Annotated in this window: 28 protein-coding genes, 2 pseudogenes and 1 riboswitch; of the genes and pseudogenes, 11 read left to right on the top strand and 19 right to left on the bottom strand. The window is 74.0% G+C overall.

All coding sequences use genetic code 11. The features are described 5' to 3' along the window. Nucleotides 1-10: 10 nt before the first annotated feature. The 6 genes and pseudogenes from B085_RS0126565 to B085_RS0126540 form a co-directional block, all read right to left on the bottom strand. On the bottom strand, nucleotides 11-1,036 hold the full coding sequence (locus B085_RS0126565; protein ID WP_018561650.1) for a hemolysin family protein: 1,026 nt from the start codon (nucleotides 1,034-1,036) through the stop codon (nucleotides 11-13). Next, complete coding sequence (locus B085_RS0126560; protein WP_018561649.1) at nucleotides 1,033-2,400, bottom strand: hemolysin family protein; 1,368 nt, start codon at nucleotides 2,398-2,400, stop codon at nucleotides 1,033-1,035. Before B085_RS0126560 ends, B085_RS0126565 begins: the two co-directional genes overlap by 4 nt. Before the next feature lie 177 nt (nucleotides 2,401-2,577). After that, a complete protein-coding gene (locus B085_RS0126555) occupies nucleotides 2,578-3,009 on the bottom strand; it encodes a GNAT family N-acetyltransferase (RefSeq protein ID WP_018561648.1) in 432 nt (143 codons plus the stop codon). A 42-nt stretch (nucleotides 3,010-3,051) separates the two neighbouring features. Further along, a pseudogene (locus tag B085_RS43830) lies at nucleotides 3,052-3,994 on the bottom strand (TIGR03621 family F420-dependent LLM class oxidoreductase). 58 nt (nucleotides 3,995-4,052) lie between these two features. Then, nucleotides 4,053-6,620, bottom strand: a complete 2,568-nt coding sequence (locus tag B085_RS0126545; RefSeq protein ID WP_018561645.1) for an ABC transporter permease — start codon at nucleotides 6,618-6,620, stop codon at nucleotides 4,053-4,055. 9 nt (nucleotides 6,621-6,629) lie between these two features. Then, nucleotides 6,630-7,415 carry an ABC transporter ATP-binding protein gene (locus tag B085_RS0126540; protein ID WP_018561644.1) on the bottom strand — a complete coding sequence of 262 codons (786 nt, stop codon included), beginning with the start codon at nucleotides 7,413-7,415 and terminating at the stop codon, nucleotides 6,630-6,632. Between the two features lie 281 nt (nucleotides 7,416-7,696). Here B085_RS0126540 and B085_RS43825 point away from each other — a divergent pair. After that, a pseudogene (locus B085_RS43825) lies at nucleotides 7,697-7,912 on the top strand (fic family toxin-antitoxin system, toxin component); the annotation flags it as partial. Nucleotides 7,913-7,915: 3 nt separating this feature from the next. Here B085_RS43825 and B085_RS0126530 read toward each other — a convergent pair. The 6 genes from B085_RS0126530 to bioB form a co-directional block, all read right to left on the bottom strand. Beyond that, nucleotides 7,916-8,512 carry a DUF4865 family protein gene (locus B085_RS0126530; RefSeq protein WP_018561642.1) on the bottom strand — a complete coding sequence of 199 codons (597 nt, stop codon included), beginning with the start codon at nucleotides 8,510-8,512 and terminating at the stop codon, nucleotides 7,916-7,918. A 40-nt stretch (nucleotides 8,513-8,552) separates the two neighbouring features. Beyond that, nucleotides 8,553-9,116: a TetR/AcrR family transcriptional regulator gene (locus B085_RS0126525; RefSeq protein ID WP_018561641.1), complete on the bottom strand. Its 564-nt coding sequence runs from the start codon at nucleotides 9,114-9,116 to the stop codon at nucleotides 8,553-8,555. A 61-nt stretch (nucleotides 9,117-9,177) separates the two neighbouring features. Further along, nucleotides 9,178-9,855: a class I SAM-dependent methyltransferase gene (locus tag B085_RS0126520; RefSeq protein WP_018561640.1), complete on the bottom strand. Its 678-nt coding sequence runs from the start codon at nucleotides 9,853-9,855 to the stop codon at nucleotides 9,178-9,180. 208 nt (nucleotides 9,856-10,063) lie between these two features. After that, complete coding sequence (bioD, locus tag B085_RS0126515) at nucleotides 10,064-10,798, bottom strand: dethiobiotin synthase (protein WP_018561639.1); 735 nt, start codon at nucleotides 10,796-10,798, stop codon at nucleotides 10,064-10,066. Further along, on the bottom strand, nucleotides 10,795-12,087 hold the full coding sequence (locus B085_RS0126510; protein WP_018561638.1) for an adenosylmethionine--8-amino-7-oxononanoate transaminase: 1,293 nt from the start codon (nucleotides 12,085-12,087) through the stop codon (nucleotides 10,795-10,797). The genes bioD and B085_RS0126510 overlap by 4 nt, the downstream gene beginning before the upstream one ends. Beyond that, nucleotides 12,080-13,321, bottom strand: coding sequence for a biotin synthase BioB (gene bioB / locus B085_RS0126505; protein ID WP_018561637.1), 1,242 nt, complete (start codon nucleotides 13,319-13,321; stop codon nucleotides 12,080-12,082). The genes B085_RS0126510 and bioB overlap by 8 nt, the downstream gene beginning before the upstream one ends. 147 nt (nucleotides 13,322-13,468) lie before the next feature. Between bioB and B085_RS0126500 the strand changes: the two genes are divergently transcribed. Further along, nucleotides 13,469-14,617 carry an 8-amino-7-oxononanoate synthase gene (locus B085_RS0126500; RefSeq protein WP_018561636.1) on the top strand — a complete coding sequence of 383 codons (1,149 nt, stop codon included), beginning with the start codon at nucleotides 13,469-13,471 and terminating at the stop codon, nucleotides 14,615-14,617. 2 nt (nucleotides 14,618-14,619) lie between these two features. On the opposite strand, the gene B085_RS0126495 is transcribed toward B085_RS0126500, so the two are convergent. After that, a complete protein-coding gene (locus tag B085_RS0126495; RefSeq protein ID WP_018561635.1) occupies nucleotides 14,620-14,871 on the bottom strand; it encodes a DUF397 domain-containing protein in 252 nt (83 codons plus the stop codon). Between the two features lie 15 nt (nucleotides 14,872-14,886). Beyond that, nucleotides 14,887-15,738 carry a helix-turn-helix domain-containing protein gene (locus tag B085_RS0126490; RefSeq protein WP_018561634.1) on the bottom strand — a complete coding sequence of 284 codons (852 nt, stop codon included), beginning with the start codon at nucleotides 15,736-15,738 and terminating at the stop codon, nucleotides 14,887-14,889. Between the two features lie 287 nt (nucleotides 15,739-16,025). Between B085_RS0126490 and B085_RS0126485 the strand changes: the two genes are divergently transcribed. Further along, on the top strand, nucleotides 16,026-16,460 hold the full coding sequence (locus B085_RS0126485) for an ATP-binding protein (RefSeq protein ID WP_018561633.1): 435 nt from the start codon (nucleotides 16,026-16,028) through the stop codon (nucleotides 16,458-16,460). Between the two features lie 12 nt (nucleotides 16,461-16,472). Here B085_RS0126485 and B085_RS0126480 read toward each other — a convergent pair whose 3' ends face one another. The 4 genes from B085_RS0126480 to B085_RS0126465 all read right to left on the bottom strand — a co-directional run bounded on the left by B085_RS0126480 (nucleotide 16,473) and on the right by B085_RS0126465 (nucleotide 19,133). Beyond that, a complete protein-coding gene (locus tag B085_RS0126480; RefSeq protein WP_018561632.1) occupies nucleotides 16,473-17,117 on the bottom strand; it encodes a GNAT family N-acetyltransferase in 645 nt (214 codons plus the stop codon). A 77-nt stretch (nucleotides 17,118-17,194) separates the two neighbouring features. Then, the gene (locus tag B085_RS0126475) at nucleotides 17,195-17,668 is read right to left on the bottom strand and encodes a C40 family peptidase (protein WP_026251472.1); all 474 of its coding nucleotides are present in this window, start codon (nucleotides 17,666-17,668) and stop codon (nucleotides 17,195-17,197) included. A gap of 3 nt (nucleotides 17,669-17,671) precedes the next feature. Beyond that, a riboswitch (cyclic di-AMP (ydaO/yuaA leader) is annotated at nucleotides 17,672-17,828 on the bottom strand. A 351-nt stretch (nucleotides 17,829-18,179) separates the two neighbouring features. Next, the gene (locus B085_RS0126470) at nucleotides 18,180-18,485 is read right to left on the bottom strand and encodes a hypothetical protein (RefSeq protein WP_018561630.1); all 306 of its coding nucleotides are present in this window, start codon (nucleotides 18,483-18,485) and stop codon (nucleotides 18,180-18,182) included. Nucleotides 18,486-18,491: 6 nt separating this feature from the next. After that, on the bottom strand, nucleotides 18,492-19,133 hold the full coding sequence (locus B085_RS0126465; RefSeq protein ID WP_018561629.1) for an ATP-dependent Clp protease proteolytic subunit: 642 nt from the start codon (nucleotides 19,131-19,133) through the stop codon (nucleotides 18,492-18,494). Between the two features lie 85 nt (nucleotides 19,134-19,218). Here B085_RS0126465 and B085_RS0126460 point away from each other — a divergent pair, with 85 nt between their 5' ends. The 8 genes from B085_RS0126460 to B085_RS0126425 all read left to right on the top strand — a co-directional run bounded on the left by B085_RS0126460 (nucleotide 19,219) and on the right by B085_RS0126425 (nucleotide 24,989). Next, a complete protein-coding gene (locus B085_RS0126460) occupies nucleotides 19,219-19,512 on the top strand; it encodes a type II toxin-antitoxin system Phd/YefM family antitoxin (RefSeq protein ID WP_018561628.1) in 294 nt (97 codons plus the stop codon). Between the two features lie 543 nt (nucleotides 19,513-20,055). Further along, on the top strand, nucleotides 20,056-20,358 hold the full coding sequence (locus B085_RS0126455; protein WP_026251471.1) for an urease subunit gamma: 303 nt from the start codon (nucleotides 20,056-20,058) through the stop codon (nucleotides 20,356-20,358). A gap of 10 nt (nucleotides 20,359-20,368) precedes the next feature. Next, nucleotides 20,369-20,680 carry an urease subunit beta gene (locus B085_RS0126450; RefSeq protein ID WP_018561626.1) on the top strand — a complete coding sequence of 104 codons (312 nt, stop codon included), beginning with the start codon at nucleotides 20,369-20,371 and terminating at the stop codon, nucleotides 20,678-20,680. Then, nucleotides 20,673-22,394 carry an urease subunit alpha gene (locus B085_RS0126445; protein WP_018561625.1) on the top strand — a complete coding sequence of 574 codons (1,722 nt, stop codon included), beginning with the start codon at nucleotides 20,673-20,675 and terminating at the stop codon, nucleotides 22,392-22,394. The genes B085_RS0126450 and B085_RS0126445 overlap by 8 nt, the downstream gene beginning before the upstream one ends. Before the next feature lie 16 nt (nucleotides 22,395-22,410). Beyond that, complete coding sequence (locus B085_RS0126440; protein ID WP_018561624.1) at nucleotides 22,411-23,085, top strand: urease accessory protein UreF; 675 nt, start codon at nucleotides 22,411-22,413, stop codon at nucleotides 23,083-23,085. A 10-nt stretch (nucleotides 23,086-23,095) separates the two neighbouring features. Beyond that, on the top strand, nucleotides 23,096-23,791 hold the full coding sequence (gene ureG, locus B085_RS0126435; RefSeq protein ID WP_018561623.1) for an urease accessory protein UreG: 696 nt from the start codon (nucleotides 23,096-23,098) through the stop codon (nucleotides 23,789-23,791). After that, on the top strand, nucleotides 23,746-24,549 hold the full coding sequence (locus tag B085_RS0126430; protein ID WP_018561622.1) for an urease accessory protein UreD: 804 nt from the start codon (nucleotides 23,746-23,748) through the stop codon (nucleotides 24,547-24,549). Before ureG ends, B085_RS0126430 begins: the two co-directional genes overlap by 46 nt. Further along, complete coding sequence (locus B085_RS0126425; protein WP_018561621.1) at nucleotides 24,546-24,989, top strand: type II toxin-antitoxin system PemK/MazF family toxin; 444 nt, start codon at nucleotides 24,546-24,548, stop codon at nucleotides 24,987-24,989. Before B085_RS0126430 ends, B085_RS0126425 begins: the two co-directional genes overlap by 4 nt. Before the next feature lie 60 nt (nucleotides 24,990-25,049). On the opposite strand, the gene B085_RS0126420 is transcribed toward B085_RS0126425, so the two are convergent. After that, on the bottom strand, nucleotides 25,050-25,361 hold the full coding sequence (locus B085_RS0126420) for an antibiotic biosynthesis monooxygenase family protein (protein WP_018561620.1): 312 nt from the start codon (nucleotides 25,359-25,361) through the stop codon (nucleotides 25,050-25,052). Nucleotides 25,362-25,744: the final 383 nt, after the last annotated feature.

Below are 25,744 nucleotides of genomic sequence, written 5' to 3'. Positions count from 1 at the left end.
GAGCGCCGTTTCAGGCGGCCGGTGCGTGGCCCACGAGCTCCTTCAGCACGTCCTCCATGGTCACCAGACCGAGCCCGCGGCCCTGGTCGTCGACGACCGCCGCCAGGTGCGCGCCGCTGGCCCGCATCGCCGCCAGGACGTCGTCCAGCGGAGTGGCCGCGCCGACCCGGGTGATCCGGCGCAGCGCGCCGCGCGGGAAGGGCTGGTCGTGGCGGCTGGGGCCGAGCGCGAGGGCGTCCTTCACATGGAGGTAGCCGAGGATGCGGCACGTGTCGTCGGTGACGGGGAAGCGCGAGAAGCCTGACCGGGCGGCCAGGCGCTCCAGCCCCGCCGGGGTCGTCCCGAAGCGCGCGGAGACCACGCGCTCCCAGGGGACGACGACCGCGCGGACCGGACGGCGGCCCAGTTCCAGGGCGTCCTGCAGACGGATCGCGGCCCGCTCGTCCAGCAGCCCGGCCTGACCGGCGTCGGTCACCATCCGGGCCAGCTCGTCGTCCGAGAACACCGCCGCGACCTCGTCCTTCGGCTCGACCCTCAGCAGCTTCAGCAGCCCGTTCGCGAAGGCGTTCACCGTGAAGATGACCGGGCGCAGCGCCCGCGCCAGGGTGACCAGAGGGGGGCCGAGGACCAGCGCCGTGCGCTCCGGCGCGGCGAGCGCGATGTTCTTCGGGACCATCTCGCCGAACAGCATGTGCGCGTACGTGGCCAGGATCAGCGCGATCGCGAAGGACAGGGCGTGGATCGCGCCCTGCGGCACGTGCAGCAGGTGGAAGAGCGGCGCCAGCAGGTGCTCGATGGCCGGTTCCGCCACGATGCCCAGCACCAGCGTGCACAGCGTGATGCCCAGCTGGGCGGCGGCCATCAGCGGCGACAGGTGCTGCAGCCCCCACAGGACGTGGCGCGCGCCGCGCTCCCCGGCCTCCGCGCGGGGCTCGATCTGGCTGCGCCGGACGGAGATCATCGCGAACTCGGCGCCGACGAAGAAGGCGTTCGCGACCAGGGTCAGCGCGCCGATGAACAACTGCAGGAAGATCATCGCGCGCCCGCCGTCCCGTCGTCCGCGCCCTGCGCCCGCGCGAGCCCGTTCTGCCCGCGGGGCGCCGGGGAGATCAGCCGTACGTGCGCCGCGCGATGGTGCGAGTCGTCGGTGACCTCGACCATCCAGCCGTGAACCTCGACGGTGTCGCCGGTCGCGGGGATGCGCCCGAGCCGCTCGGCGACCAGGCCGGCGAGCGTCTCGTAGGGGCCGTCCCCGATCCGCAGGCCGATGTGCGCGAGCTGGTCCGTCCGTATGGCCCCGTCGGCGTCGTAGACGCGGCGGCCGGTGCGGTCCTGGTGGATGAAGGCCAGGTCGGGGGTCTCCATCGGGTCGTGCTCGTCACGGACCTCGCCGACGACCTCCTCCACGATGTCCTCCAGGGTGACGACCCCCGCCGTGCCGCCGTACTCGTCGATGACGACGGCCATGCTCATCGAGCCGGACAGCCGGTCCAGCAGCCGGTCCACGGTGAGCGACTCGGGGACCGGCACCGGCTCCCGCAGCAGCGGGGTGATCGGGTGGCCCTCCCGGCGCTCGTACGGCACGGCCAGGACGTCCTTGATGTGGATGATGCCGATGACGTTGTCCAGGCCGCCCCGGTGGACGGGGAAGCGGGACAGCCCCGTGGCGCGGGTGATGTCGGCGACGTCCCGGCAGGTGGCGCCCTCCTCCAGGGCGACGACCTGGACGCGGGGGGTCATCACGTTCTCGGCGGTCAGCCGGGCCAGGCTCAGTGTCCGTACGAACAGCTCGGCGGTGTCGGCCTCCAGCGCGCCCGCGCGGGCGGAGTGCCGGGCGAGGGCGACCAGCTCCTCGGGGCTTCGCGCCGAGGCCAGCTCCTCGGCGGGTTCCATGCCCAGGCGGCGCAGGACACGGTTGGCGGTGTTGTTCAGGTGGCGGATCAGCGGGCCGAAGGCGGCGGTGAAGACCGTCTGCGGCGGGGCGACGGCCTTGGCCACCGGCAGCGGGCGGGAGATCGCCCAGTTCTTGGGGACGAGCTCGCCCACCACCATGAGCACCACCGTCGAGATGCCGGTGCCCAGCACCAGGCCCAGTGACGCGGCCCCGGCGGCCGACATCCCCAGCGCGCGCAGTGGTCCCGCCAGCAGTTCGGCGATGGAGGCCTGCGCCAGCATGCCGATGACCAGTCCGGTGACGGTGATGCCGAGCTGGGCGCCGGACAGCTGCACCGTCAGGCTGCGCACGGCCCGCAGCGCCGCCGGGGCGCCGCGCTCGCCCGCCTGCTCGGCCCGTTCCAGGTCGGTGCGCTCGACCGTGGTCAGGGAGAACTCCGCGGCGACGAAGACGGCGCAGGCCAGGGTCAGCAGCAGGGCGACGGCCAGGAGCAGCACTTCGGTCATCGGGACACCTCGGTCCCATGATCGGTCAGGCCGGGGCGGAGCGCGCGCCGCTGGCGTGGGGACCCGGGACGCGGCGGACTCGCGGGGTCGTCCATACGCCCATCGTAGGAAGCGCGGGCACAACGGACAGCCCGGGGACACCGCGGCCGGGGGTCGCACCCCGGCCCGGACCGCGCGCTACGAGCTCCGCTCGAACGGCTTGGTCCAGCGGCGCCAGTGGTGCTCGGGCGCGTAGCCCGCCGAGCGCCAGGCGTGGTGGGCGCGCTCGTTGCGCTCCAGCACCATGGCGTCGCCGCGCCGGCCGCCCAGCGCGGTGAAGCGGTCCTCGGCCGCCGCCAGCAGGGCCCGGGCGACGCCCTGCCGCCGTCGCTCGGGGTGGACCGCCAGCCGGTACAGGTGGCAGCGCCAGCCGTCGAAGCCCGCGATGACCGTGCCGACCAGCACACCGCCGGCCTCCGCGAGCAGCAGGGCGCCCGGGTCACGTGCGATCAGCCGTGCGACGCCGTCCGGGTCGTCGCTGATGCTGGTGCCCTCGGCGGCCGTCCGCCAGAAATCCAGCACCCGTCCGGCGTCGGCCGGTACCGCGCTGCGAATCCCGAGATGGTCCATGCGGGTCAGCCAAGCAGCCCGCGGGCCCGGGCGGCGAGCGATTTACGGGGCGCCGTGCCCTTCCCCCGGTTCGCCGCCCCGCAGCTCCGCGATCACGGGGGCGAAGGCCTCCATCGCGGGTTCCAGCACGGTGACGTAGCCGAAGCCGAAGCGCTCCCGGCCCCGCCGCAGCTGCTCCGCGATCTCGGTGACCGTGCCGACGAGGAGCGTCGGCAGATCGAGCAGTTCCTCCTCGTCGAGGTGCGGCGCGTGCGGGGCGAGCTCCCGGACCGCCGCCGCGCGGTCCCCGGTGACCACGACCCGCTGGACGAGGACGTTGAAGTCGGGGTCGGTGCCGTACTCCGCGGCGAAGCCGCGCGCGGCCGCCACCCGCTCCTCCACGGCCGCGGCCGACAGCAGCCGCAGCTCGCCGTCGTCCCCGGCCGGGTCGGCCTCCGCGCCGGTGAAGGCGACGACGGCGGCGTGCCGTGCCGCCAGGCGCAGCATGCGCGGGCCGTTCCCGCCCAGGAGCAGCGGGGGCAGCGGGGGCAACGGCACGCCCGTGCCGTCCCCGGCCGTCCTCGCCGTCCGCGCCGCCCGGCCCCGGGAACAGCCCGGTCAGTGCCTCGACGGTGCGTTCCAGGTGGTCGACCCGGTCGCGGGCGGTGCCGTAGGGCAGGCCCGCGCGTTCGAACTCCGCGCGCACGTAGCCCGCGCCGAGACCCAGCTCCAGCCGGCCGCCGGTGAGCCGGACGGTGGTGGCGATCTCGCGGGCCAGCAGGACGGGGTTCCAGAACGCCGCGTTGAGGACGAAGGTCCCCAGCACCGGTCGCCGCGTGGCGTGCGCCGCCGCGACCAGCGACGGGAAGGGAGTGGGCCAGTCCAGGTGGTCCGGCACCTGCAGCACGTCGTAGCCGAGTTCCTCCACCCGCCGGCACTTGTGCTGCCACGCCTCGCCCCGCGCGGGCTCCAGAAGGTTCACCCCGAACCGGAACCGCCGTGCCATGACCGCCTCCTCGTCGCGACCCGCCTCCGGTCGACGGCCTTCCCCGCCTCCGGGAGGCTCACTCGTGGGCGATCGCGGCCAGGACGTTCATCCGCGAGGCGCGCAGGGCCGGCAGCAGCGCGGCGACCAGGCCCACCACCACGGAACCAGCCATGACCGCGCCCACCGTGGTCCAGGGAACGGCGAAGGCCCGCATGCCCTCGAGGGCGAGCACCTCGTGTGTCACCACACCCCAGACCAGCCCCAGGGCGAGTCCCAGCACCGCGCCGAAGAGCGCGATCACTACGGACTCCAGCCTGATCATCCGGCGCAGTTGCAGCCGCGACAGGCCGATCGCCCGCAGCAGTCCGATCTCCCGGGTGCGCTCGATGACCGACAGGGCGAGGGTGTTGACGACGCCCAGCACGGCGATGACGATCGCCAGCCCGAGCAGCGCGTACACGAGGTTCAGCAGCACGGAGATCTGGGTGCGCACCAGCTCCTTGTAGTCGGCCTGGTCGCGGACCTCGACCTGCGGATAGGGCGTGAGCGCCCGCTCCAGGTTCGCCCGCAGCGTCGGCTTGTCCGTGCCGGGCGCGGCGTTCACGTACAGCGCGGCGTCCTGGCCGCCGGGGAGGAACCGCTCGGCGGTGGCGAGCCCCATGGTCAGGGTCGCGTCGTCGCCCAGCAGAGTGCTCTGGCTGGTGGTCAGCGCGCGCAGGGTGAACGTCGCCGAGCGGCCGTCGACGAAGCGCACGGGGACGCGGCTGCCGACGCGCAGACCGTGGTGGGCGGCGTACGTCGCGGAGAGCGAGAGGCTGTCGCGGGCCAGGGCGCGCGCCGTGTCGCCCGCGGCGTAGTCGAGGTTGAGCGCCCGGTCCGCCCCGGGGCCGATGGCCGTCCCGGTCAGCTTGGCCGTACGGCCGCCGGGCAGCGTCATCAGGACGGAGACGTACCGCACCGGCGTCACCTCCCCGGCGCCGCGCACCTTGCGCACCCGCTCGGTGATCTCCGGGGTGAACGGCGCGAAGTGGGTGCCCTGCACGACGTAGTCCGCGCCCAGCGCCCGGTCGATCTCCTGGTCGAAGGAGCTCGCCATCGACGAGCCGGCGATGGACATGCCGGTGACCAGGGCCAGCCCGATCATCAGCGCGCCGGCCGTCGCGCCCGTGCGGCGCGGGTTGCGCAGCGCGTTGCGCTGGCTCATCCGGCCCACCGGCCCGAAGACGTGGGGGAACGCCCCGCCCAGCACCCGGATCACCGGGCGCACCAGCAGCGGCCCCACGACCACCGCCGCGATCAGCGACAGCCCGATGCCGGCCCCCAGGAACGTCGCGGCGTCACCGGTGCTCCCGGCCACCGCCGCCCCGGTGAGCGCCCCCGCGGCCACCAGCGTGGCGACCGCGCCGCCCACCGCCCGCGACCGCAGGTTCCGCCCGGCACCGGCGACCTCGGCGTCGGACAGCGCGGCCATGGGGGAGACCCGCGACGCCCGCCGCGCCGGCAGGTAGGCCGCGACCAGCGTCACGAGAAGGCCGACGGCGAAGGCCGCCACCGGCACGCGCGCGCGGATGACCATCTCGGCTGCGTCGATGTTCATCCCGAACACTCCGAGCAGCTGGAACAGGCCCGTCGCGAGCCCGACTCCGCAGACCAGACCCGTGGCAGAGCCCACCACCCCGAGCAGCAGCGCCTCCACCAGCACCGACCGCCGCACCTGGCCGCGGTCCGCCCCGAGCGCCCGCAGCAGGCCGAGCTCCCGGGTGCGCTGGGCGATCAGCATCGAGTAGGTGTTGACGATCAGGAAGACCCCGACCAGGACCGCGACCCCGGCGAAGCCCAGCATCACGTACTTGATCACGTCCAGGAAGGTGGCCAGGCTCTCCACCGCCGACTTCGCCTGCTCCGCCTGGGTCGTGTACGTGTAGCCCGGACCGAGCGCGGCGGAGATCCGCTTCTTCAGCACGTCGTCCGGGACTCCGGGAGCGGCGTCGGCCTGCACCGACGTCGCGACACCGGTCCGCCCCAGCAGCCGCGTCTGCGAGGTGGGGGTGTCGACGAACAGCAGGGCGGCGCCCGGATTGGTGGTGGTGAAGGTGGCGATGCCGACGAGGCGGACCGGGAACGCGCCCGGCTGCGCCAGCACCCGCAGCCGGTCGCCGATCCCGAGGTCACGCTTCGCGGCGGTGTCGGCGTCGATCAGCGCCTCGTCGGGGCCGTGCGGCGCGTGACCGCTGGTGAGCCGGACGGGACTGCGCGGATTGCCCGACCAGTCGGTGGCCACCGTGAGGGCCCCGGTGGTCGGCTCCACCGGCCGGCCCTCCGCGTCGACGACGGTGGTGTTGTGCACGGTGACGTCGATCCGCGCGTCCGCGACGCCCGGTACCGCCTGCACCCGGTCCAGCAGGGACGCCGGCAGGGTGCGCACCTGTCCTGAGGCGAACTGCTGGTCGTCGGCGAAGGCCTCCGGGGGACCCACCGTCACATCGGCGGACGTGGAGGCGAACAGGCGGTCGAAGGTGCGGTTGACGGTGTCGGAGAAGATCATGCTGCCGGTGACGAACGCGACCGACAGCAGGACGGCGAGCGCGCTGAGCAGCAGCCGGCCCTTGTGGGCCAGGAAGCTGCGCAGCGTCGCCCGGAGCATCGCCGGTGCCTATCCTTGCTTCCGCAGCGGGTCGAACCGCTTGAGCCGTTCCAGGACGCCGTCCGCGGTCGGTTCGTGCATCTCGTCGACGATCCGTCCGTCGCCCAGGAAGAGCACCAGGTCCGACCAGGCCGCCGCGCCGGGGTCGTGGGTCACCATCACCACGGTCTGGCCGAGCGCGTCCACGGCCTCGCGCAGGAAACCCAGCACCTCCGCGCCCGCCTGCGAGTCGAGGTTGCCGGTCGGCTCGTCCGCGAAGATCAGCTGCGGGCGGGAGGCGAGGGCGCGGGCGCACGCCACGCGCTGCTGCTGCCCGCCCGACAACTGCGCCGGACGGTGCCCCAGCCGGTCGCGCAGACCCAGCGTGTCGATCACCCGGTCCACCCACTCCCCGTCGGGCCTGCGGCCGGCGATGTCCATCGGCAGCGTGATGTTCTCTGCGGCCGTGAGCGTCGGCAGCAGGTTGAACGCCTGGAAGACGAAGCCGACCTGGTCACGGCGGAGCCGGGTCAGTTCTCGTTCCGGCAGACGGGTGATCTCGGTCTCGCCGATCCAGACCTGCCCCGAGGTGACCGAGTCCAGCCCCGCCAGGCAGTGCATCAGGGTGGACTTCCCCGACCCGGAGGGCCCCATCACAGCCGTGAAGCGGCCGCGGGCGATCTCCACGTCCACCTCGTCCAGCGCCACCACCCGGGTCTCGCCCGTCCCGTACGACTTCGTCAGCGCCGTCGCCCGCGCGGCGGGTTCCGCTCCCGCCTCGATGCCCTCTGTGTCCGCTGCCGTCCATGTCGACACGTCTGCCCCCCAGGATGAGGAAGTGCGCACTTGTCCGTATGCGACCCGAGCGTAGGTCGTCGGGTGCGGCGCCGCATCGTCCCCGAGGGTGAGCGCCGGGGCGCGCGGGCGGCCGCCACGCGACCGCGCGTTCGTCCGGCCGAAACCGTCCGGCCGTCCCGGTGCGTCTGTAGATGCACCCGCGCGGGCGCCGTGCGGCCGGGACGGGGACGAGGGCAGGTACCGAGGGGGGGACCGAATCGATGGTGCACACACGCGGCCGGACCGGGTCCGGCGACCGCAGGCGCAGGCGGGCCCTGCAGCTGCTGGTCCACGTTCCGGCCCTGGAACGCTCCAACGCGCTCTTCGCCTCCGCGGTCGCCTACGCCTACCTGGTGGCCGGCGGCCTGAAGGTCGCCACCTCCCCCGAGCGGGTGCGCGACCTGGCCCGGCTGGTCAAGAGCGGCACCGCCGACGTGCACGAGATCGCCGACGAACTGCGCTCCTGGTGCGTCTGAGCGCTACGGCCACTGGCGGCCGACCGGCACCTCGTGCAGGTGCGGGGCCGACAGGTGCAGCACCTCGTAGCGGTCGGGATCGGTGACGCCGGCCGGCGGTGTCCGCTCCCAGAGCGTGAAGAGGACGGTCTCCCAGTGGCGCGGGTCCACGCCCAGCACGGCCGTGTGGACGCCGGCCGTGGCGGCGCGCTCCTCCCAGGCCTCCAGTGCCCGCGCGACCGGCCCGCGCGGGTCCGCCCCGGCGGGCATCCGCTGCCGCAGCCGGCTCGCCGCGGCCGGAGCGGCGCCGAATGCGGGCCCCGGACGGTGGGCGACGCCCGTCCAGTGGCTGACGTCCGGGCGCCCGAAGTCCGCGACGATGCCGCCGAAGCCGCCCCCGCCCCACAGGAAGCGGTTCATGCCGCCGGTGTCGTCCCAGAGGTAGAACGGCGCGTACTCGTTGACCGGGGAGCCGTCCGTACCGCGCTCACGGATCAGATACGCCTTGAAACCCAGTCCCTCGTAAGCGTCCGTGAGCCGGCCCCGGCCGGCGACCCGGTCCCGGATGACCTTCATGTCGTAGTCGGCGGGCAGCGTGATCCCGTACTGCATCGCGTACATGCGTCCCCCTGGGGTGTGGTGGCCCTGGGCCGGGGCCCGTTCAGGCCCGCTGCGTCAGCAGCGCCAGCGCGCCGCTGACGGCATGGTCGAAGGGCGCGGCGCTGCCGGCCGCCCGGGCGAGCACGTAGCCGCCCTGGAGCACGGCCACGAGCGCGGCCGCGATGTCGCCGGTGTCGAGGCCGGGCGCGATCTCGTCGCGCGCCTGGCCCTCGGCGAGCACGTCCGCCAGCCGCCCGCGCAGCCACTCGAAGGTCTCGTCGAGCGGCGCCCGCAGCTGCGGGCTCGTCACGACCTCCGGGTCCTGGGTGAGCCGTCCGATCGGGCAGCCCCGCAGCACGTCGCGTTCGCGGCGCAGATAGCGGGAGACCCGCTCGACCGCCGTGCCCGGAAGGGCGAGTTCGCGCTCGGCGGTCTCCCGCATCTGCTCGGCGGTACGGCGGACGGCGGCGAGCGCGAGTTCCGGCTTGCCGGAGAAGTGGTGGTACATGCTGCCCTGGCCGACGCCCGAGCGCTGCTGGATGGCCTTCGGGCTGGTGCCGACGTAGCCGCGCTCCCAGAGCAGTTCGCGGGTGCTCTCGATCAGGCGGTCGGGCGTCGTCTCCATGACAGCAGTGTACATACCGGTAGGTACAGAGAGTTCCAGGCCGTGGTCCTCGACCGGGTGCTCAGCCGGGGCGCCGCACGGTGGCCAGGATGTGCGGGGAACTCGGCAGGGGCAGCGTGAGGCCCTTGCCCCGCTCCGGGACGTGGAAGCGGCGCAGTTCCAGCACCTCGAAACCGGCCGCCTCGGCCGCGGCGAGCGTGTCCCGCCCCGTCCGGCAGCCGCCGAACAGCAGCGGCCACAGGGTGCGGTCCGCCACCCACTGCAGCGCCGCGTGCCCGCGCCCCTCGGCCCGGCAGTGCTCCAGCAGCCGCAGCTCCCCGCCCGGGCGCAGCACCCGGTGCAGCTCGGCGAGGGCGCGCTTCTGGTCGCGTACGGAGCACAGCACCAGCGACGCGACCGCCGCGTCGAAGGCCTCGCTCTTGACCGGCAGCGCCTCGGCGACACCGGGCACGACGTCCACCGGCACCTCGGCGTGCTGCGCGGCGTCCACGGCCAGCCGGCGCAGATGCCGCTCCGGCTCGATCGCCACCACCTCGGCGACGGTGCGCGGATAGTGGCGGAAGTTCAGCCCCGAGCCCGCGCCGATCTCGATGACCCGGCCGGTCAGTCCGGCGAGCGCGGTCTCCCGGTGCGCGGCGAAGCCCGCGCGGGCGTCCATCACCGGACCGCAGCGGGCGTAGAAGCGGGCGAACAGCGGGTGATGGACCGGTTCACGCGTCACGCCGGTACGGCTCCTCATGGCCGGACCTCCTTCGCCTCGGCACCCCTCCCTCCGATTCTGCCGCTCCGGAGCCCGGCCCAAGCCTCCTCGTACCGGGGCGAATTCGGCGTGTCGCGCGCCGTCCGCGCGCCGTACGCGCGCCGCCGCCCCCGGGCGTCCGTAGGGGGACGCCCGGGGGCGGTCGAGGCGGGGTCGGAGCGGGGTCGGGCGCGGGCGCCGACGAGGCTCAGGCCAGGGCGGCGGCGGGTGCCCAGTAGGAGGTGAAGGCGGCCGCGTCCCACAGGCCGCCGATGCGCGGCGAGAGCCAGCCGGGTGCCGCCTCACGGAAGGCGGCGGGGTCGAGGGCGGCCGCGCCGGCGGGCAGGGCGCCCAGGAGCGGGGCGACGGTGACCTCGGGAAGGTCGGCGAGGTTGCAGCGGGCGGCCAGGTCCGCGTCCTCCGGCCAGCTGCCGATGACGAAGCCCGCGCACTTCAGGTCCCGCGCCTTGAGGGCCTCCGCGGTCAGCGCGGCGCTGTTCAGCGCGCCGAGTCCCGCCGGGGTGACCACGAGCACCGGCGCCGAGAGCATCCGCGCCGCGTCCGCCAGCGTCGAGCCCACCTCGTCGAGGCGGACGAGCAGCCCGCCCGCGCCTTCGACAAGGACGATGTCGTGCACCGCCGCCAGCTTCGCCGCCGCCTCAGCGATGTCGGCCGGGCCCACCGGGGCGGCACCGGAGCGCCGCGCGGCCGTGGCGGGCGCCAGCGGCTCGGGGTACCGGGCCAGTTCGACGCTGGTGACCTCGGGCCCGGCGAGCCGGGTGACCTCGGCCGCGTCGCCCGGCTCGCCGGGGCCCACCCCGGTCTGCGCGGGCTTGAGGTACGCGACGCTGTACTGGCTGAACAGCGCGGTCGCCGCGATCGCCGCCGTGGTCACCGTCTTGCCGATCTCCGTGCCCGTGCCGGTCACGAACAACACCGTCATGCCGCCTCCGCCGCCGCGCGCACCGCCGCGCAGATGCGCGCGATGTCCTCGTCCCCCGTGACGTACGGGGGCATCGTGTAGATCAAGTCCCGGAACGGGCGCAACCATACCCCGCTGCGGACGGCGGCCCGCGTCGCGGTGGCGAGGTCGACCTGGTGGTCGAGCTGGACGACGCCGATCGCGCCCAGCACCCGCACGTCCCGCACCCCCGGGATGCCTGCGGCGGGCGCGAGCCCCTCGCGCAGCCCGGCCTCGATCCGCTTGACCTCCTGCGCCCAGTCCTGGCCGAGCAGCAGGTCGAGGGAGGCGCAGGCGACGGCCGCGGCCAGCGGGTTGCCCATGAAGGTCGGCCCGTGGGCGAGCACCGGCACCTCGCCCCGGGAGATCCCGTCGGCGACGCGCGGGGTGCACAAGGTGGCGGCCATCGTCAGGTAGCCGCCCGTCAGGGCCTTGCCGAGGCACATCACGTCCGGACAGACCCCGGCCTGCTCGGCGGCGAACAGCGTCCCGGTGCGCCCGAAGCCGGTGGCGATCTCGTCGAACACCAGCAGCACGTCGTGCTCGTCGCACGCCTCGCGGAGCACCCGCAGGTAGTCGGGGGAGTGGAAGGCCATGCCGCCCGCGCCCTGCACGACGGGCTCCACCACGACCGCGGCCAGCTCGTGCGCGTGACGGGCGATCGTCTCCCGCAGGTGGTCCGCGTACGCCTCCTCGTAGGCGGCCGGCGGGGCGTCCGCGAAGACCTGCCGGGGCAGGACGCCGGACCACAGCCCGTGCATGCCGCCCTCGGGGTCGCAGACGGACATCGGCTGCCAGGTGTCGCCGTGGTAGCCGCCGCGCCAGGTCATCAGCCGCTGCTTCTCCGGCCGCCCGAGCGAACGCCAGTACTGCAGGCACATCTTGACCGCGACCTCGACCGAGACCGAGCCGGAGTCGGCGAGGAAGACGTGCCGCAGCGGCTCGGGGGTGATCTCCACCAGGCGGGCGGCGAGCCGCACGGCCGGCTCGTGGGTGAGCCCGCCGAACATCACGTGGCTCATCCGGTCGAGCTGGCCGCGGGCCGCCTCGTTGAGCACCGGGTGGTTGTAGCCGTGGATCGCCGACCACCACGACGACATGCCGTCGACGAGGTCGGTCATCCCCTCGACGGGCTCGGCGAGCCGCAGCCGGACCCCGGCCGCGGACTCGACGACGAGCGGTTCCTGACGGCCCGGCATGGGCCCGTACGGATGCCAGACGTGCTCCCGGTCCAGTGCCAGCAGTTCGCCCGGGGTGAGCGGCTCAGGCATTGGGGGGCAGGTCCGTGCCGGTGCCGCGGCGGCGTACGGCCACCAGGTCGGTGCGGGCGGCACCCGCGGCCGCAGGCTGCGCGGCGTGACCGGAGCCGTGACCGGCGCCGTGACCCGTGCCTTGGGCGTGGCCGCCGCAGGGGCCGCAGCCGCCGCCCTCGCCCTCGCCGTGCGAGGCGCAGCCCGCGGAGCCCTGGGCACCGCAGCCCCCGGCCGCGGCCGCCGCGTCCACGCGGTGCACGGGCAGGGTCACCTCTCCGGCGCCCTCCACCTCGAAACCGGCGTCCGCGATCATGTCGAGGTCGGCCCTGCCGGCCTGGCCCTCACTGGTGAGGTAGTCGCCCAGGAAGATGGAGTTCGCCAGGTGCAGCGCGAGCGGCTGCATGGTCCGCAGGTGCACCTCCCGGCCGCCCGCGATGCGGACCTCCACATCGGGGCAGACGAACCGCACCATCGCCAGGATCCGCAGGCACTGCTGCGGGGTGAGGTTCCACTCCTTCGCCAGCGGGGTGCCCTCGAAGGGGATCAGGAAGTTCACCGGGACGGAGTCGGGGTCCAGCTCGCGGAGCGAGAAGACCACGTCGACCAGGTCCTCGTCGCTCTCGCCCATGCCCGCGATCAGTCCGGAGCAGGCCGACAGGCCCGCCGCCTGGGCCTGTTGCACCGTTTCGACCCGGTCCGCGTAGGTGTGGGTGGTGGTGATGCCCCCGTAGGTGGCCTCGGAGGTGTTGAGGTTGTGGTTGTACGCGTCGGCGCCCGCTCCGCGCAGCCGCTCGGCCTGTCCGTCGGAGAGGAGGCCCAGGCAGGCGCACACCTCGACGTCCTCGTTCCGCTCCTTGATGGCCTCGATGGTCCGGGAGACCCGGTCCACGTCGCGGTCGGTGGGGCCGCGCCCGCTCGCCACCAGGCAGACCCGCTTGGCGCCGCCGGCGACCCCCGCCGCCGCGGCGGCCGCCGCCTCGTCGGGCTTCAGCCAGGTGTACTTGAGGATCCCGGCCTCCGAGCCGAGCCGCTGCGAACAGTACGAGCAGTCCTCGGGGCACAGCCCCGACTTCAGGTTGACCAGGTAGTTCAGCTTCACCCGGCGGCCGAACCACGCGCGGCGCACCTTGCCGGCCGCGGCCACCACGTCGAGGAGTTCGTCGTCGGAGGTCGCCAGCACGGCGAGCGCCTCCTCGCGGGTGGGCAGCTCGCGGCGCAGGCCCTTCTCCACCAAAGCATTGAGCAGTTCCATGCCGCGATCCTGACGCACGGCACCGGCCGCGGCCAATGGGACATCCCACAAGACCGCTCGCTCAGGGTGTGTGCATCACCACACCGTGCGAGGCGGTCCGGCACACTACGGTGCTGCCGAACCCTCCGCCGACCCCAGGGGACGACCATGACCCGCGACCCGTTCGACTGGATCGACGCGCACGCCGAACGGCGCCGCGCCGCCGGGCTGGTGCGCACCCTGCGGCCCCGTCCCGTCAGCTCGCCGCTGCTGGACCTTGCCTCCAACGACTACCTGGGGCTCGCCCACCACCCCGAGGTGACCCGCGCCGGTGCGGACGCCTGCCTGCGCTGGGGCGCCGGCTCGACCGGTTCGCGACTGGTCACCGGCAGCACCGAGCTGCACGCCGAACTGGAGGCCGAACTCGCCGCCTTCTGCGGCTTCGAGGCGGCGCTGGTCCTCGCCTCCGGCTACGCCGCCAACCTTGCCGCCGTCACCGCGCTCACCACCGAGCCGGGCACGCTCATCGTCTCCGACAGCGGCAACCACGCCTCGCTCATCGACGGCTGCCGGCTCTCCCGTGCCGGCACCGAGGTCGTGCCGCACGCCGATCCGGACGCCCTGCACAAGGCGCTCATCGGTCACGACGGGCCCGCCGTGGCCGTCACCGACTCGGTCTTCTCGGTGGACGGCGACGCCGCCCCGCTCCGCGCGCTGGCCGCCGTCTGCGGTGAGCACGGGGCCGCGCTGCTGGTGGACGACGCCCACGGACTCGGGGTGCTCGGCCCCGGGGGCCGGGGGGCGGCTGCCGAGGCGGGTCTGGCGGGCGCGCCCGGACTGGTGTGCACCGCCACCCTCTCCAAGTCCCTGGGCAGCCAGGGCGGCGTGGTGCTCGGCCCGGCCCGGGTCATCGAGCACCTGGTCAACGCCGCGCGGACGTTCATCTTCGACACGGGCCTCGCCCCGGCGGCGACGGGCGCGGCACTCGCCGCGCTGCGCCTGCTGGGGCGGGAGCCGGAGCGTGCCGTACGGGCCCGGGCGGTCGCCCGCGAGCTGTACGAGCGGCTGGCGGGGGCGGGGCTGGACGCCACCGCGCCGGACGCGTGCGTGGTGTCGGTGCGGGCGCCGTCGCCCGAGGCGGCGGTCGAGTGGGCCGCGGCGTGCCGTGCGGCGGGTCTCGCGGTGGGGTGCTTCAGGCCGCCGTCCGTGCCCGACGGGATCTCGCGGCTGCGGCTCACCGCGCGGGCGGATCTGACGGACCGGGAGATCGGCGACGCCGTGGGGACGATCGTCCGTACGGCGCCGCCGCGCCCCTGAGGTCAGGGGCGTTCGGTCAGGCTCCCCGTCGCCACGGCGGCGAGGAACTCCGCCCAGGCCGCCGGGGGGAAGAGCAGGGCGGGGCCGCGCACATCCTTGGAGTCGCGTACGGCGAGCTGTCCCGAGAGCGGCCCGTCCCCGACGAGGGCCGTCTCGACGCAGTTGTTCGCCGCCGTGCTGTAGCTGCTGCGTCGCCAATTCACACCGAAGAGGGACGCACTGGAGGTGACGTACTGAGGCAGAGCGTCGGACATGGGGGGTGTGCCTCCTTACGCGCCTTTGCTGATAGCGGAGATGAAGGACAGCGACTGCTCACTCGACAGGGCGTGGGAGCGCAGCCGATTGAAGGCAGCACCGTACGCCCTGACGTCCTCGTGCTGATCCAGATAGAGACTACTCGTCAAATGGTCGAAAACAACCACGTCCAGATCAGCAATGCGCGGAAATGAGAAGATTACGAAAGGGCCAGTAACGCCTATATGCCCACCGGCCGAGAAAGGCAGCACCTGCAGATGCACATGAGGCAGTGAACCGAGCTCCACAAGATGGCTCAATTGCGCCGCCATCACTCCGGGACCCCCCACGCTGCGGCGCAGCACCGCCTCGTCCAGCACCGCCCACAGCTCCAGCGGCGGTTCGGCGCGCAGCACCGCCTGGCGGGCCATCCGCACCTGCACCAGGGTCGCGATCTGCCGCGGACCGAGTTGCGGGAGGACGGAACGGGTGAGCTCGCGGGCGTAGTCCGGGGTCTGCAGCAGCCCGGGCACCACCGTCGTCTCCAGCGTCCGCGCACGGCAGGCGTCGGTCTCCAGGGAGATGAAGTCCCGGTAGGCCGAAGGGAGTTCCTCCCGGAACTCATGCCACCAGCCACGCCGGTCGCCCTCGCCGGCGAGGGCGGCGAGCATCTCCCGCAGTCGCTGGTCGCGCACTCCGTACACGTCCAGCAGCGCCGTGACGTCCTCGGGGCGCACCCCGCTGCGGCCGGTCTCGATCCGGCTCACCTTGGACTGGTGCCATCCCAGGCGCTGGGCGGCCTCACCGCTCGTGAGCCCCGCCGTGTCGCGCAGACGGCGCAATTCCGAGCCGATCTTTCGGCGGCGTACCGCCGGCACCTGCTGCATGGTGTGTGCACCTCCCGGTTCCCGGCACCCCCGCCGGTCCCCGAGCGAAGTCTGCCGCGCAAATACGTTCTCTCGTAGCAGAGTTCACCGCTTTGGGCGACAGATATATGCATATAGCTGTGGTGACACCGGATTAAGGGCACGATGGGTGACACTCTGGCGCGTGAGTGCCGTACGGGGACGTGCCGCGCGGAAGGCGGGGCACGGCGCCTTCGGCCGTCGCGCGCGCGGCCACGGGCGCGGCGCGGCCGGCGTCCTGGTCACGGCGGGAAAGGGACAGCGTCGCCATGGCAGACCACCAGGAAGCATCCGTCACCCTGCCGAGCGACCCTGCCTCGGTCCCCGCGGTACGCCGCTACGTGAGCGAGCTGCTGGTGGAGTGGGGCATGCCCGAGGACTCGGACCCGGCCGACTCCGTGCGGCTCATCGTCTCCGAGCTCGCGACCAACGCGGTGCTGCACACGTTCGGCCAGTCACCCACCTTCACCCTCGACGTGCAGCTGGACCGGGACGAACAACTGCGCATCGGGGTCACGGACAGTCACCCCCGGTGGCCCCAGCGTCTGCCCGCCGCCGTGCAGCAGGACAACGGCCGGGGCATGGTGATCATCCGTCATCTCACGGCGGAGGCGGGCGGCTCGCTCCTGGTCACCCCGACCGCGGAGGGCGGCAAGACGGTGTGGATCCACCTGCCCTGGGCCACCGCCGCCGCCGTCGAGTGACTCCGGCGGAGCTCAGCCCTCCCGGGTGAGCAGCAGGGCCTCGGCACCCATCGGCACGAAACCCGCCGCCGTGAACGCCCGCACGCCGGCCGCGTTGCCCGGGGCGACCTGCGCCCATACCGCCCCGCCCTCCGGGACGAGATGACGTGCCGCCAGCGCGAGCCGGCGGCCGAGGCCCGCGCCGCGCGCCTCCGGATCGACCTCCACCGCCGCCTCCCAGCGGCCCGCCACACCCCGGCCCGTCAGTACGGTGCCCCCCGGCACCGTCCACGCCCGTACCTGGTCACGGTGGCGCAGGGCCCGGGCGATCCGCGGGTGATCCCGGTCGGCGCTCTCCCGAAGGGGCAGGCCCAGGGCGACCGGCGGTGGTCCCGGCAGGGCCGAGGCGGCGGTCAGCAGGTCGACGTTGTCCACCGTGCGGTCCAGCAGCCCGCACAGGGCGGTGAGGAACGGCGGACCGAGCGGCGCCGAGAGGTCGTCGGGCGGCAGCAGCCCGCGGATCCGCTCCGGATCGGCATCCGCGGAGACCACGGCATGGGCGGTGAAGGCGATCACCCCGGCGTCGCGCGGCGCGGGCTGCGGCAGGACCGTCACCGATCCGTCGGCGGGCGGGAAGACGCCCGCGGCGGCGCCGGCGAGGATCCGTATCAGGGACACACCGGCACGTTACCGGCCCGTCCGCGGTGCCGGTCGCGCCGCCCGGGAGCCCCGCCTCCCGGGCGACGCGACCGGGGTCACTTCACCCGGCCGTACCAGACGCTGCCGCTCCAGATCTTCTCCAGCCGGACCCGGCCGCCGGGCCTGGGGGAGTGCCAGATCTTCCCGTGCCCCGCGTACATCCCCACGTGGTAGACGTTGCTCCCGTAGTGGAAGAAGACCAGGTCACCACGGGTCCGTGCGGACTTCCGGATGTGCCGGACGCTGTTGTACTGCGCCCCCGCCGTGCGGGGGAGCTTCTTGCCCGCCTTCTTGAAGGAGTAGAAGGTGAGCCCGGAGCAGTCGAACCTGCCGGGACCCGCGGCCCCGTACTGGTACGGGGCGCCCTTCTTGGACGCCGCGATCTTCAGCGCCTTGGCGGAGACCGTCGCCGCGTCGGCCTGCTGGGCGAGTTCGGGCAGTACCGCGGGACCGGCCACGGCGGCCGCCGTGAGGGCGGATACCGCCCCCAGCCGGCACAGGACCCCGGACATGGCTGTCGGCGCACTCATGCGCAACCCTTCGTCGTCCGCCTGCGAAGGATGACCTGTCGGGTTCGGGCAGGCGAAGATGCCCGGCCGCGGATGCGGCTTCACCCCAAGGGTCCGGCGACCGGCGCCGGACCCGCCGTGCTCGGGTCCTCCGCTCCTGCCGATGCGTCGTTGTCGACCGGGCATCCGCGCGGCGGCAGGATTCGGCGTCCGCGCGGACCGCCCCGCCGGGATGACGGGGGCTTGTCGTCGAAGGGATGATCACCCACCGAAGCGGCCGATTCCCAGCGCAACCGGTCGAATGTGAGTCTGTTCACGACTCACCTATTCGGGTGGACTCCAGGACACACAGCCCTGACTGACGACTCGAAAGGAGTCGAACACCAGGGATGGAGCGTCAGATTCCGGATGTGTGCGGCCATATCGCGCAACTCGGGGCCACTCGGCCGTCCACGGCAGATACAACGATCGGGCGAGTCCATTCGGTTCGAGTTCGCGCCGCCCGAACGGACCAGTGTGTCGTGACGCTCTGTCAGCGTGGCCTCGGCGGAGGCAAGGCGACCTGCCCTGCGCGCCGTTCGCCGTCGAGCACCCGCAGGGCCCGTTCCATCGTCGCCGTGTGCACCTCGTTCTCCCCGCGCATGTGCATCAGCGTCAGCGCGTCACGCAGCTGCGCGGCCCGTCCCACCAGGGCCTGCGCGGCGCGCAGCGCCCCGTAGGTGTCCCTGGAGCGGGACGGGTTGATCCGGCCCAGCAGGTCCACGACCCCCAGGTAGGCGTCGACGAGCTCGCCCTCGGCCCTGGTCAGGGCCGGGAGCGGGGGCAGTTCGGGCATCATCGCCGGTCACCGCAGGGCGCGCGGTGCGCGGCCCGCGCCGTCCTTGCGGCTCATCGTCAGCCGGTCCACCAGGCCGTAGGCGAGTGCCGACGGAGCGTCAAAAATGGTGTCCCGCTCGATGTCGGCCCGGATCCGGTCGCGGTCCTGCCCGGTGTGCCGTACGAGCAGCTCCTCCAATTGGTCCCGTCGGCGGAGCAGTTCCCTGGCCTGGATCTCCAGGTCGGCCGTCGTGCCCTGGATGACCTCGGCGAACGAGGGCTGGTGGATCAGCACCCGCGAGCCGGGGGTCGCCAGCCGCTTGCCGGGCGTTCCGGCGGCGAGCAGGACGGCCGCCGCCGAGGCCGCCTGGCCGACGCACACCGTCGACACGTCGCAGCTGACGAACTGCATCGTGTCGTAGACCGCCGTCATCGCGGTGAAGGACCCGCCGGGGGAATTGATGTAGAGCGAGATGTCCTGCTCCGGGGCGGCGGCCTCCAGGTGGATCAGCTGCGCCATCACGTCGTTGGCCGAGGTGTCGTCGATGGGTGTCCCGAGCAGGACGATCCGCTCCTGGAGCAGCTTGGAGTACGGGTCCATGGAACGCACGCCCTCGCTGGTGCGCTCGGTGAACTCGGGCAGGACGTAGCGGGCGGTCGGTCGAAGCATCGCTGCACCTCCGTGGGCACCCGGGGCAGGGGCGCCCGTCGCTGTAAAAAATGTACAGGACGTACATCTCGTTATGATGGGGAGCATGGCCCACGAAGTACCGGTGACACAAGCGCGTGCGGAGCTGGCGGAGCTGATCAACCGCGTCGTCTACGGCGGTGAGCGGGTGGTCGTGACACGTCACGGCAAGCCGCTGGTCGCTCTGGTCTCCGCCGCTGACCTGCAACGACTCCAAGAACTGGACGCCGCCCCCGAGGAGGCGGTGGTCAGTACGGTCTCCTCGGTGCGCGGGACGGTGTCCGCCACGGGCGAACGCCGCCGCTTCGGCATCGCGGCGGAGCACCGTGGCTCGACGAACGCCCGCCACGACGGGGCCTGAGCGGCACGTAGCGGCGGGCGGGGCCTCTGCCCGACGGCGCGCAGGGGCAGGCGGGCGCAGCCCGGCAGCGCCCAGGCGGTCGGCCGCGCCACCGGGCCCGTGGCCGCCTGGCCGTCCAGGAAGGCGCTGTCGCGCGTCGACGAGTGCCCGGCGCCGGCGCGGCCGCCGGGCCGCACCGCTCCGGTGCGGGCGACGCGGGTCCCACCGCGTCGCCGTCAAGGTCGGCAGCGAGGCGCCGCGCGACCCCGTGCCCGCCTGGTGGCCGCCGCACCCGTGTCGTGCGCCAAGGAGCGCGAGCGCCGTGGCATGCTGCCGGAGGTCGCCCGCACGCCGATCGGCGGCGACCCGCCGCCGGCGCCGTGGCACCCCGCCGTTCCCGGGGGCGCCGGACCGCGCGCCCGCCGCCCCCACCCCGGAGGGCGGGAGTTAACGCGGACGAAACGCCGCCGAACTAGCCTGCGGCTTCCGGACAACGGCAGAGCGGATCCGCGGGCCGGGGACGCCCCGCGGGCCCTTCACCCGGGACGACTGCGAGGTGTGGCCATGCAATTGACCCCCCACGAGCAGGAACGCCTGCTCGTCCACGTCGCCGCCGACGTGGCGGAGAAGCGGCGGGCCAGGGGCCTGCGGCTGAACCACCCGGAGGCCGTCGCCCTGATCACCTCGCACCTCCTGGAGGGCGCCAGGGACGGCCGCACCGTCGCCGAACTCATGGCCTCCGGCCGCAAGGTGCTCACCCGGGACGACGTCATGCAGGGCGTGCCGGAGATGATCCGCGACGTCCAGGTCGAGGCCACCTTCCCGGACGGCACCAAGCTCGTCACCGTCCACGAGCCGATCGTCTAGGAGCCGCCGCGTGATCCCCGGGGAGATCCTGTACGCCGCCGAACCCGTCGTGCTCAACGAGGGCAAGCCGGTGACCCGCCTGACCGTGCTGAACTCCGCCGACCGGCCGGTCCAGGTCGGTTCCCACTACCACTTCGCCGAGGCCAACCCCGGCCTCGTCTTCGACCGCGCCGCGGCCCGCGGCAAGCGCCTGGCCGTCGCCGCCGGCACCGCCGTGCGCTTCGAGCCCGGCATCCCCGTCGAGGTCGATCTCGTGCCGCTCGGCGGCGCGCGGATCGTGGCCGGACTGCGCGGTGAGACCGGAGGTGCCCTCGATGGCTGAGCTCTCGCGCGCCGTATACGCCGACCTGTTCGGGCCGACCACCGGGGACCGCCTGCGGCTCGCCGACACCGACCTGCTGATCGAGGTCGAGCGGGACCTGTCGGGAGGCGCCGACGGCTCGGGCGACGAGGTCGTCTTCGGCGGCGGCAAGGTGATCCGCGAGTCCATGGGGCAGGCCCGCGCCACCCGGGCCGAGGGCACCCCCGACACGGTGATCACCGGCGCCGTCGTCCTGGACCACAGGGGCGTGGTCAAGGCGGACATCGGCATCCGCGACGGGCGGATCGCGGCGCTCGGCAAGGCGGGCAACCCCGACACCATGGACGGCGTCCACCCGGACCTCGTCATCGGGCCCGAGACCGAGGTCATCGCCGGCAACGGCAGGATCGTCACCGCCGGGGCGGTCGACGCGCACGTCCACTTCATCTCCCCGACGATCGTGGACGAGGCCCTGGCCTCCGGCATCACCACGCTCGTCGGCGGCGGCACCGGCCCGGCCGAGGGCACCAAGGCCACCACCATCACGCCCGGACCCTGGCACCTGGCCCGGATGTTCGCCGCGCTGGAGCACTACCCGGTCAACATCGGCCTGCTCGGCAAGGGCAACACCGTCTCCCACGAGGCGATGCTCTCCCAGCTGCGCGGCGGGGCCGTGGGCTTCAAGATCCACGAGGACTGGGGCGCCACCCCGGCCGCGATCGACGCCTGCCTGACGGTCTGCGAGGCGACCGGTGCGCAGCTCGCCGTCCACACCGACACCCTCAACGAGGCCGGTTTCGTCGAGGACACCCTCGCCGCCATCGCCGGGCGGGGCATCCACGCCTACCACACCGAGGGCGCGGGCGGCGGGCACGCACCGGACATCATGACGGTCGTCGCCCACCCCAACGTCCTGCCGTCCTCGACCAACCCGACCCGCCCGCACACCGTCAACACCGTCGAGGAGCACCTCGACATGCTGATGGTCTGCCACCACCTCAACCCCGCCGTGCCCGAGGACCTCGCCTTCGCCGAGTCGCGGATCAGGCCCGGCACGATCGCGGCCGAGGACGTCCTGCACGACCTGGGGGCGATCTCGATCATCTCCTCGGACTCCCAGGCCATGGGCCGGATCGGCGAGGTCGTGCTGCGCACCTGGCAGACCGCGCACGTGATGAAGCGGCGGCGCGGCGCCCTGCCCGGCGACGGGCGGGCCGACAACCTGCGCGCACGTCGATATGTCGCCAAGTACACCATCAACCCCGCCGTCGCCCAGGGGCTCGACGGGGAGATCGGCTCCGTCGAGAGCGGCAAGCTCGCCGACCTGGTGCTGTGGGACCCGGCGTTCTTCGGCGTCAAGCCGCAACTCGTCCTCAAGGGCGGCCAGATCGCCTACGCGCAGATGGGCGACGCCAACGCCTCCATCCCGACCCCCCAGCCGGTCCTGCCGCGCCCGATGTTCGGTGCGATCGGCGGGGCCCCCGCCGCCAACTCCTTCACCTTCGTGACGCACACCGCCCTGGAGGACGGCCTCGCCGAACGCCTCGCCCTCGGGAAGCGGTTCCTCCCGATCCGCGACACCCGGCGCGTCACCAAGGCGGACATGCGCGAGAACGACGCCATGCCGCGCGTCGAGGTGGATCCCGACACCTTCACCGTCCGCATCGACGGAGACGTCGTCGAACCCGCCCCGGCCGTGGAACTTCCCATGGCCCAGCGGTACTTCCTGTTCTGACCGAAGCAGGAGGACGATGAACCGCGCCGCGCTGCTGCTGCTCGCCGACGGCCGTTTCCCCGCCGGCGGCCACGCCCATTCCGCAGGGGCCGAGGCCGCCGTCACGGCGGGCCGGATCACCGGCCCCGGCACGCTCGAGGACTTCTGCCGGGGCAGACTCCACACCGCGGGCCTGGTGGCCGCGGCGCTCGCCGCAGCGGCCGCGGCGGGCGCCGACCCGCTCGCCCTGGACGAGGCCGCGGACGCCCGCACCCCCTCGCCCGCACTGCGGCAGACCGCCCGGCGCCTCGGCCGCCAGATGATGCGCGCCGCCCGCGCCGCCTGGCCGTCACCCGGCCTCGACGCGCTCGCCACCGCGCGGCCGCGGGGCGCCCACCAGCCCGTCGTGCTCGGCGTCACGGCCCGGGCCGCCGGGCTCACCCCGCTGGACGCCGCGCACGCGGCGGCGTACGAGGCCGTGACCGGCCCGGCCACCGCGGCCGTACGCCTGCTGAGCCTGGACCCGTTCGAGGTGACGGCCGTCCTCGCCCGGCTCGCCCCGGACCTGGACGAGGTCGCCGCCCGGGCGGCCGACGCCGCCCACCGCTGCCTCACCGAGGGCACCGGCGCCCTGCCGGCCGCCTCCGCGCCCCTGCTCGACGTGTACGCCGAGGCCCACGCCGGGTGGCCCGTCCGCCTCTTCGCCTCCTAGGGGGAACCTCATGCACCTCGACCACGGGCACACCGTCTTCCCGCAGCGGCACACCTGGGCCGCATCCACCGCCCGCCCCGACGGCAGCCGCCGGGCCCTGCGCATCGGCCTCGGCGGCCCGGTCGGCTCGGGCAAGACCGCCACCGTCGCCGCGCTCTGCCGCGCGCTGCGCGACGAGTTGTCCATCGCCGTCGTCACCAACGACATCTACACGCGTGAGGACGCCGACTTCCTCCTGCGCAACGCCGTCCTGCCGCCCGAGCGCATCGCCGCCGTGGAGACCGGCGCGTGCCCGCACACCGCGATCCGCGACGACATCTCGGCCAACCTCGAAGCGGTCGAGGAACTGGAGGACACCGCCGGGCCACTCGACCTCGTCCTGGTGGAGTCCGGCGGCGACAACCTCACCGCCACCTTCTCCAAGGGACTGGCCGACGCCCAGGTGTTCGTCATCGACGTGGCCGGCGGCGACGACATCCCGCGCAAGGGCGGTCCCGGCGTCACCACCGCCGACCTGCTGGTCGTCAACAAGACCGACCTCGCCCCCTACGTGGGCTCCGACCTCGGCCGCATGGCGCGCGACGCGAGGCAGCAGCGCGGCGAACTGCCCGTGGTCTTCACCTCCCTCGTGGCCGAGAACGGGGTCGCCCCCGTCGCCGAGTGGGTCCGGGCGCGGCTCGCGGCCTGGGCGACGGTCCCCGCGTGAGCGGGGTCCACGCCACCGCGCGGATCACCGCCGTCCCGGACGGCCGCGGCGGCACCGCGCTGCCCGAACTCGCCGGTGAGGGGCCGCTCGCGCTGCGCCGCACCCGGTCCGCGGACGAACGGGCGGCCAGGGTGACGGTCGTGGGCGCCATGACGGCCCCGCTCGGCGGCGACCGGCTGGCCGTGCACGTCACCGCCGCACCGGGCGCCGTGCTGCACGTCGACGCGGCGGCGGCCACCGTCGCGCTGCCCGGCCGCGGCGGCGAGCAGGCGCGGTACGACCTACGGCTCACCGTCGGCGAGGACGCCGAACTGCACTGGCTGCCGCAGCCGCTGATCGCCGCGGAGGGCAGCGACCTCCGCATGACCACCACGGCCGAACTCGCCCCGGGCGCCCGCCTGGTGCTGCGCGAGGAGCAGATCCTCGGCCGGGCCGGGGAGCGGCCGGGCCGGCTCACCACCCGCCTCACGGTACGGATCGGCGGCCGTCCGCTGCTGGACCAGGAACTCTCCTTCGGGCCGGGCGCGGCGGGCTGGGCGGGCCCCGCCGTCCTGCACACCTACCGTGCCGCGGGCCAACTGCTCGTCGTCGACCCGGCGTTCGAGGAGAAGCCGGTGGAGGCCAGGGTGCCGGTACGGGAGGCGGAACAGGGCGAGTCCGTCCTGACGCCGCTGGCCGGTCCCGCCGCGCTGCTGACCGCCGTCGCCCCGGACGGGCTGTGCCTGCGCCGGTTGCTGTCGGCTAGCGTGGCCCCGTGACGTCCATAGACACCGAGAACCCCGGCCGCTACGGCCCCAGCGCGACCACCGAGGCACAGCCGGAGCAGGTCGGCCCCGTCCGCACCGAGTACGCACCGGCCCACGACGGCGACCCCGACCCGGGCGAGATCGTCTGGACCTGGGTGCCCTACGAGGAGAACGACGGCCGCGGCAAGGACCGACCGGTCCTCGTCGTCGCACGCGAGCGGGGCGGCACCCTGCTCGCGGTGCAGCTCTCCAGCAAGGAGCACAACGACGACCGCGAGTGGGTCGCCATCGGTTCCGGCCCGTGGGACAAGTCCGGCCGCGCCTCCTGGGTGAACGTCGACCGGGTGCTGCGCGTCCACGCCGACGGCATGCGCCGCGAGGCCTGCGCGCTGGACCGGGGCCGCTTCAACATCGTCGTGAACCGGCTGAAGGAGCTGTACCGCTGGCGCTGACGCGCACGCGGACCGGCCCCCGGGGCGGGCACCGCCCCGGGGGCCGCAGCCGGCGCCGCGTCAGGGCTTCACGTCGGCGACGACCGTGTACTGCGTCGACTCGTGCTCCAGGATGCACTCGCGCAGCCCGACCCGCCGCGCCTTGAAGTCCTCGCTCGCCAGGTATGCGAGGTACTGGTCGAGCGACCGCCACTCGCTGGTGACGATCCAGCTGTCCGGGTCCGCCAGGGACCGGCACAGCTGCGAACTGATGAAGCCGTCTGCCGTGACGATGCCGCGGTGCACGAGGTCGTATGCCTGCGCATACTGATCCCCCTTGCCCTCGTGAAGCCGAATCCGCAGAACGACGCGTGTCTTCGGGGTGCTGTCCATGGGACCTCGATCCTTGGGGGCGCGAGGACCGTGCGCACGCCGCAGCCGCGCTGAGGACGGTGGCGTGGGGCCCGGGAGGGCCGCTCGCTCGCACGGGGCGGTGCGGGATCGCGTGCCAGGGGCCGTCGAGCGCGGGTCCCGGGACGGTCGCCCGGGGGATCGCGTCGCCCATCCCGGGGGATGGCGCCCAGTCACCGCCGTCACTCGACTGTGCGGCCCTCACCAGGGCGGGGCAAAAGGCGCTGGGCCGAACGGGTGAGGCCCGTCGGCGGGCGCGGGGCCGCCGCGCCGGGCCGGAACCCGCCCCGACGCGTCCGCAGCGCCCGCCGACCGGGGTCCCCGCGCCGCCCCCGTCCCGCCCGGAAGCCGGTCCTGCCGCCACG

Source organism: Streptomyces sp. BoleA5 (genome assembly GCF_000373665.1).
In the GTDB taxonomy this organism is placed as follows: Bacteria; Actinomycetota; Actinomycetes; order Streptomycetales; family Streptomycetaceae; genus Actinacidiphila.
The sequence above is the reverse complement of the archived record's forward strand: the minus strand, read 5'-3'. Positions and strand labels throughout refer to the sequence as shown.

Excerpts from the sequence above, each read along its gene's own strand:
- B085_RS0126490 (WP_018561634.1), bottom strand. The coding sequence starts at position 15,738 with ATGCAGCAGGTGCCGGCGGTACGCCGCCGAAAGATCGGCTCGGAATTG.
- B085_RS0126445 (WP_018561625.1), top strand. The coding sequence starts at position 20,673 with ATGGCTGAGCTCTCGCGCGCCGTATACGCCGACCTGTTCGGGCCGACC.
- B085_RS0126520 (WP_018561640.1), bottom strand. The coding sequence starts at position 9,855 with ATGAGGAGCCGTACCGGCGTGACGCGTGAACCGGTCCATCACCCGCTG.
- B085_RS0126495 (WP_018561635.1), bottom strand. The coding sequence starts at position 14,871 with ATGTCCGACGCTCTGCCTCAGTACGTCACCTCCAGTGCGTCCCTCTTC.
- B085_RS0126510 (WP_018561638.1), bottom strand. The coding sequence starts at position 12,087 with ATGCCTGAGCCGCTCACCCCGGGCGAACTGCTGGCACTGGACCGGGAG.
- B085_RS0126470 (WP_018561630.1), bottom strand. The coding sequence starts at position 18,485 with ATGATGCCCGAACTGCCCCCGCTCCCGGCCCTGACCAGGGCCGAGGGC.
- B085_RS0126475 (WP_026251472.1), bottom strand. The coding sequence starts at position 17,668 with ATGAGTGCGCCGACAGCCATGTCCGGGGTCCTGTGCCGGCTGGGGGCG.
- B085_RS0126455 (WP_026251471.1), top strand. The coding sequence starts at position 20,056 with ATGCAATTGACCCCCCACGAGCAGGAACGCCTGCTCGTCCACGTCGCC.
- B085_RS0126500 (WP_018561636.1), top strand. The coding sequence starts at position 13,469 with ATGACCCGCGACCCGTTCGACTGGATCGACGCGCACGCCGAACGGCGC.
- B085_RS0126530 (WP_018561642.1), bottom strand. The coding sequence starts at position 8,512 with ATGTACGCGATGCAGTACGGGATCACGCTGCCCGCCGACTACGACATG.
- B085_RS0126465 (WP_018561629.1), bottom strand. The coding sequence starts at position 19,133 with ATGCTTCGACCGACCGCCCGCTACGTCCTGCCCGAGTTCACCGAGCGC.
- B085_RS0126560 (WP_018561649.1), bottom strand. The coding sequence starts at position 2,400 with ATGACCGAAGTGCTGCTCCTGGCCGTCGCCCTGCTGCTGACCCTGGCC.
- B085_RS0126525 (WP_018561641.1), bottom strand. The coding sequence starts at position 9,116 with ATGGAGACGACGCCCGACCGCCTGATCGAGAGCACCCGCGAACTGCTC.
- ureG (WP_018561623.1), top strand. The coding sequence starts at position 23,096 with ATGCACCTCGACCACGGGCACACCGTCTTCCCGCAGCGGCACACCTGG.
- B085_RS0126440 (WP_018561624.1), top strand. The coding sequence starts at position 22,411 with ATGAACCGCGCCGCGCTGCTGCTGCTCGCCGACGGCCGTTTCCCCGCC.
- B085_RS0126485 (WP_018561633.1), top strand. The coding sequence starts at position 16,026 with ATGGCAGACCACCAGGAAGCATCCGTCACCCTGCCGAGCGACCCTGCC.
- bioB (WP_018561637.1), bottom strand. The coding sequence starts at position 13,321 with ATGGAACTGCTCAATGCTTTGGTGGAGAAGGGCCTGCGCCGCGAGCTG.
- B085_RS0126545 (WP_018561645.1), bottom strand. The coding sequence starts at position 6,620 with ATGCTCCGGGCGACGCTGCGCAGCTTCCTGGCCCACAAGGGCCGGCTG.
- B085_RS0126565 (WP_018561650.1), bottom strand. The coding sequence starts at position 1,036 with ATGATCTTCCTGCAGTTGTTCATCGGCGCGCTGACCCTGGTCGCGAAC.
- bioD (WP_018561639.1), bottom strand. The coding sequence starts at position 10,798 with ATGACGGTGTTGTTCGTGACCGGCACGGGCACGGAGATCGGCAAGACG.
- B085_RS0126420 (WP_018561620.1), bottom strand. The coding sequence starts at position 25,361 with ATGGACAGCACCCCGAAGACACGCGTCGTTCTGCGGATTCGGCTTCAC.
- B085_RS0126460 (WP_018561628.1), top strand. The coding sequence starts at position 19,219 with ATGGCCCACGAAGTACCGGTGACACAAGCGCGTGCGGAGCTGGCGGAG.
- B085_RS0126555 (WP_018561648.1), bottom strand. The coding sequence starts at position 3,009 with ATGGACCATCTCGGGATTCGCAGCGCGGTACCGGCCGACGCCGGACGG.